The organism is Sphingobacterium alkalisoli (genome assembly GCF_005049105.1).
Classification (GTDB): domain Bacteria; phylum Bacteroidota; class Bacteroidia; order Sphingobacteriales; family Sphingobacteriaceae; genus Sphingobacterium; species Sphingobacterium alkalisoli.
Genome location: NZ_SUKA01000017.1, coordinates 1 through 5,447, shown reverse-complemented (window position 1 = coordinate 5,447; position 5,447 = coordinate 1). Strand labels below are relative to the sequence as shown.

The 5,447-nt window shown below is 50.0% G+C and carries 2 tRNA genes and 3 rRNA genes; all 5 read left to right on the top strand.

What is annotated here, in order from left to right:
* Window positions 1-117 precede the first annotated feature (117 nt).
* Window positions 118-1,639, top strand: a 16S ribosomal RNA gene (locus tag FAZ19_RS23695).
* A gap of 120 nt (window positions 1,640-1,759) precedes the next feature.
* A tRNA-Ile gene (locus FAZ19_RS23690) sits at window positions 1,760-1,836 on the top strand.
* A gap of 98 nt (window positions 1,837-1,934) precedes the next feature.
* Window positions 1,935-2,008 (top strand) — tRNA-Ala (locus tag FAZ19_RS23685).
* 276 nt (window positions 2,009-2,284) lie between these two features.
* Window positions 2,285-5,174: ribosomal RNA gene (locus FAZ19_RS23680) — 23S ribosomal RNA — on the top strand.
* 153 nt (window positions 5,175-5,327) lie between these two features.
* A 5S ribosomal RNA gene (gene rrf / locus FAZ19_RS23675) occupies window positions 5,328-5,439 on the top strand.
* The 16S, 23S and 5S rRNA genes sit together here with 2 tRNA genes alongside, the layout of an rRNA operon.
* Window positions 5,440-5,447: the final 8 nt, after the last annotated feature.

Genomic DNA, 5,447 nt, shown 5'->3' with positions numbered 1-5,447 from the left:
CGAAAGTTAAGAACGATAAGTTAGCAATAACTGACCAGCCAGGTCAGTCCGGAATAGATATAAAAACAAGACAATTCTGTTTATATTATAAATAGTCTTGGTCTTACACTTCATTTTACTATGGAGAGTTTGATCCTGGCTCAGGATGAACGCTAGCGGCAGGCCTAATACATGCAAGTCGGACGGGATTCGGGACTTCGGTCCCGATGAGAGTGGCGCACGGGTGCGTAACGCGTGAGCAACCTGCCCATATCAGGGGGATAGCCCGGAGAAATCCGGATTAACACCGCATAACACAGCAGTCTGGCATCAGACCACTGTTAAATATTTATAGGATATGGATGGGCTCGCGTGACATTAGCTAGTTGGCGGGGTAACGGCCCACCAAGGCGACGATGTCTAGGGGCTCTGAGAGGAGAATCCCCCACACTGGTACTGAGACACGGACCAGACTCCTACGGGAGGCAGCAGTAAGGAATATTGGTCAATGGGGGCAACCCTGAACCAGCCATGCCGCGTGCAGGATGACTGCCCTACGGGTTGTAAACTGCTTTTGTCAGGGAATAAACCTTTCCACGAGTGGGAAGCTGAATGTACCTGAAGAATAAGGATCGGCTAACTCCGTGCCAGCAGCCGCGGTAATACGGAGGATCCGAGCGTTATCCGGATTTATTGGGTTTAAAGGGTGCGTAGGCGGCCATTTAAGTCAGAGGTGAAATACGGCAGCTCAACTGTCGCAGTGCCTTTGATACTGAGTGGCTTGAATTCTGTTGAAGATGGCGGAATGAGACAAGTAGCGGTGAAATGCATAGATATGTCTCAGAACACCGATTGCGAAGGCAGCTGTCTAAGCAGCGATTGACGCTGATGCACGAAAGCGTGGGGATCGAACAGGATTAGATACCCTGGTAGTCCACGCCCTAAACGATGATAACTCGATGTTGGCGATATACAGTCAGCGTCCAAGCGAAAGCGTTAAGTTATCCACCTGGGGAGTACGCCCGCAAGGGTGAAACTCAAAGGAATTGACGGGGGCCCGCACAAGCGGAGGAGCATGTGGTTTAATTCGATGATACGCGAGGAACCTTACCCGGGCTTGAAAGTTAGTGAATGATCCAGAGACGGATCAGTCCTTCGGGACACGAAACTAGGTGCTGCATGGCTGTCGTCAGCTCGTGCCGTGAGGTGTTGGGTTAAGTCCCGCAACGAGCGCAACCCCTATGTTTAGTTGCCAGCACGTCAAGGTGGGGACTCTAGACAGACTGCCTGCGTAAGCAGTGAGGAAGGTGGGGACGACGTCAAGTCATCATGGCCCTTACGTCCGGGGCTACACACGTGCTACAATGGACGGTACAGCGGGCAGCTACACAGCAATGTGGTGCTAATCTCGAAAAGCCGTTCACAGTTCGGATCGGGGTCTGCAACTCGACCCCGTGAAGTTGGATTCGCTAGTAATCGCGTATCAGCAATGACGCGGTGAATACGTTCCCGGGCCTTGTACACACCGCCCGTCAAGCCATGAAAGTTGGGGGTGCCTAAAGCGTGTTACCGCAAGGAGCGTGTTAGGGTAAAACCGATAATTGGGGCTAAGTCGTAACAAGGTAGCCGTACCGGAAGGTGCGGCTGGAATACCTCCTTTCTAGAGAACCGGTACTGGTGCTCGTTACGTTATTACATGGTTATTACCTATTAAAAGATAGAGACACAGAAGAAAGTGCCCTCCCCGTTAGGGATGGTCGCCGAGAGAAGAAGATAAGCTAGTCCCGTAGCTCAGTTGGTTAGAGCACTACACTGATAATGTAGGGGTCAGCAGTTCAAATCTGCTCGGGACTACCAAGGTAGTAATGAGTATTTAGTATATAGTATTTAGACCATTGTATGGCGTCATGCCGGCATCTAACTACTAATATCTGATTACTGCCTACTAATAAAAAGGGGAATTAGCTCAGCTGGCTAGAGCACCTGCCTTGCACGCAGGGGGTCATCGGTTCGACTCCGATATTCTCCACGAGATAGTATTAAGTAGTTAGTATTTAGTACTTGGACATTGATATGGCAACATAAAAAAGAGTCTAACTACTAATATCTGAATACTGTGTACTACCAAAGAGTTCTTTGACATATTGAAAGAAAGAAAACACAAGAGAAGACAACAGTAGAGACAATACTGTGATGCGTTTGATGTTTATGACGGACCCTCGGTCAAGGCCGAACTGTTATGGACGTAGTATCGCAGATATATATATCAAAGCATCACCATGGTAGCAAAAGGGCCATGGGTGAGAAGAAAGTAAATAAGGGCACACGGGGGATGCCTAGGCTCTCAGAGGCGATGAAGGACGTGATAAGCTGCGATAAGCTGCGGGGATTGGCAAATGCGAACTGATCCGCAGATTTCCGAATGGGGCAACCTAACATACTGAAGGTATGTTGTATAATACGCGAACGCGCTGAACTGAAACATCTAAGTAGGCGTAGGAGAAGAAAATAACAATGATTTCCCAAGTAGTGGCGAGCGAACGGGAAAGAGCCCAAACCCATATTGTTACGGCAATATGGGGGTTGTAGGACCACGGGATTGCATTGGCTGGATGAACTGGAAGCAGGTGGGAAACTGCGCGGTATGGGTGATAGCCCCGTACAGGTAAAGAGAGTCAGCATAGTGGTATCCTGAGTAGGGCGGGACCGGAGAAATCCTGCTTGAATCGACCAGCACCATCTGGTAAGGCTAAATACTCCTGAGAGACCGATAGTGAACCAGTACCGTGAGGGAAAGGTGAAAAGAACCCCGAACAGGGGAGTGAAAAGAACCTGAAACCGTGTGCTTACAAGCGGTTGGAGCGGAGAGATTCCGTGACAGCGTGCCTTTTGCATAATGAGCCTACGAGTTACTCTTTACTGGCAAGGTTAAGCGGTTAAGCCGCGCAGCCGCAGCGAAAGCGAGTCTGAACAGGGCGCATAGTCAGTAGAGGTAGACGCGAAACCTTGTGATCTACCCTTGGGCAGGTTGAAGTTGCGGTAACACGTAATGGAGGACCGAACCGATAAACGTTGAAAAGTTTCCGGATGACCTGAGGGTAGGGGTGAAAGGCCAATCAAACTGGGAAATAGCTCGTACTCCCCGAAATGTTTTTAGGAACAGCGTCGGCATAGAGTCTTGTAGAGGTAGAGCTACCGATTGGGTGCGGGGGAGTCAAATCCTACCAAATCCAGACGAACTCCGAATGCTACCAAGATATGGCCGGCAGTGAGGCTTTGGGTGCTAAGGTCCAAGGCCGAGAGGGAAAGAACCCAGACCATCAGCTAAGGTCCCCAAATATAGTCTAAGTTGAACTAACGAGGTCCGGTTGCCCAGACAGCTAGGATGTTGGCTTGGAAGCAGCCATTCATTTAAAGAGTGCGTAACAGCTCACTAGTCGAGCGACCGGGCGTGGATAATAAACGGGCATCAAGATTATTACCGAAGCTATGGATTCATACTGAAAGATGTATGTCTGGTAGGGGAGCATTCCAGCGCCGGAGAAGCACCATGGCAATGTGGTGTGGAGGTTCTGGAAAAGCAAATGTAGGCATAAGTAACGATAAGGCGGGTGGGAAACCCGCCCACCGAAAGACTAAGGTTTCCTGATCAACGCTAATCGGATCAGGGTTAGTCGGGGCCTAAGGCGCACCCGAAGGGGGAAAGCCGATGGACAACTGGTTAATATTCCAGTACTTTTTTTAACTGCGATGTGGTGACGGAGTAGTGACACTGCCGCGGACTGACGGAATAGTCCGTTAAAGGGCGTAGGTATACATTCGGTAGGCAAATCCGCCGGGTGTGCTGAAACCCAACAGTACTGCAAAGCTTCGGCGGCGCAGATAGAGCAGGTAACCAGACTTCCAAGAAAACCCGCTAAGCTTCAGGTTAAGAAAACCCGTACCGTAAACCGACACAGGTAGTCGAGGAGAGGATCCTAAGGTGCTCGAGTGAATCATGGCTAAGGAACTCGGCAAAATGGCCCTGTAACTTCGGGAGAAGGGGCGCTTCCTTGCAGCAATGCAAGAAGCCGCAGTGAAAAGGCCCAGGCGACTGTTTAGCAAAAACATATGGCTTTGCAAAATCGAAAGATGAGGTATAAGGCCTGACACCTGCCCGGTGCTGGAAGGTTAAGAGGGGATGTCATCGCAAGAGAAGCATTGAATCGAAGCCCCAGTAAACGGCGGCCGTAACTATAACGGTCCTAAGGTAGCGAAATTCCTTGTCGGGTAAGTTCCGACCTGCACGAATGGTGTAACGATCTGGGCGCTGTCTCAGCCATGAGCTCGGTGAAATTGTGGTATCGGTGAAGACGCCGATTACCCGCAACGGGACGGAAAGACCCCATGCACCTTCACTATAGCTTAACATTGAAATTGGGTACAGGATGTGTAGGATAGGCGGGAGATGTTGAAGCGGGTTCGCCAGGATCCGTGGAATCAACCTTGAAATACCGCCCTTTCTGTATCGGGTTTCTAACTCCATCATGTGGAGGACATTGTTTGGTGGGTAGTTTGACTGGGGTGGTCGCCTCCAAAAAGGTAACGGAGGCTTTCAAAGGTAAGCTCAGTACGCTTGGTAACCGTACGCGGAGTGCAATGGCATAAGCTTGCTTGACTGTGAGACCAACAAGTCGACCAGGGTCGAAAGACGGACATAGTGATCCGGTGGTTCTGTATGGAAGGGCCATCGCTCAAAGGATAAAAGGTACGCTGGGGATAACAGGCTGATCTCCCCCAAGAGCTCATATCGACGGGGAGGTTTGGCACCTCGATGTCGGCTCGTCACATCCTGGGGCTGGAGAAGGTCCCAAGGGTTGGGCTGTTCGCCCATTAAAGTGGCACGCGAGCTGGGTTCAGAACGTCGCGAGACAGTTCGGTCCCTATCTGTTGTGGGCGTTGGAAGTTTGAGTGGATCTGTCCTTAGTACGAGAGGACCGGGATGGACTGACCGCTGGTGAACCAGTTATGCCGCCAGGTGTACGGCTGGGTAGCTACGTCGGGAATAGATAAGCGCTGAAAGCATCTAAGTGCGAAACTAGCCACGAGATGAGACTTCCTCATAGGGCCGTAGGAGATGACTACGTCGATAGGCTACAGGTGTAAAGGTAGAGATACCATAGCCGAGTAGTACTAATAGCCCGAAGCTTTCCAGGCGGATAGTTGCTGTTGTTTTCTCCGTATGTTTTTCTTTCTTTCGATAGTCATTAGATTAGTACTTTAGTATGGAGTATTTAGTATTTGGACAAAGTGTAAGCTTGATGTTTCTAATTACTGATATCTAACTACTACCTACTAATAAAAGATCTTCAGGTGCCTATATCGGCGGTGTCTACCTCTTCCCATTCCGAACAGAGCAGTCAAGCCCGCCAGAGCCGATGGTATTGCCGTAACAGGTGGGAGAGTAGGTCGGTGCCTTTTTTTATACA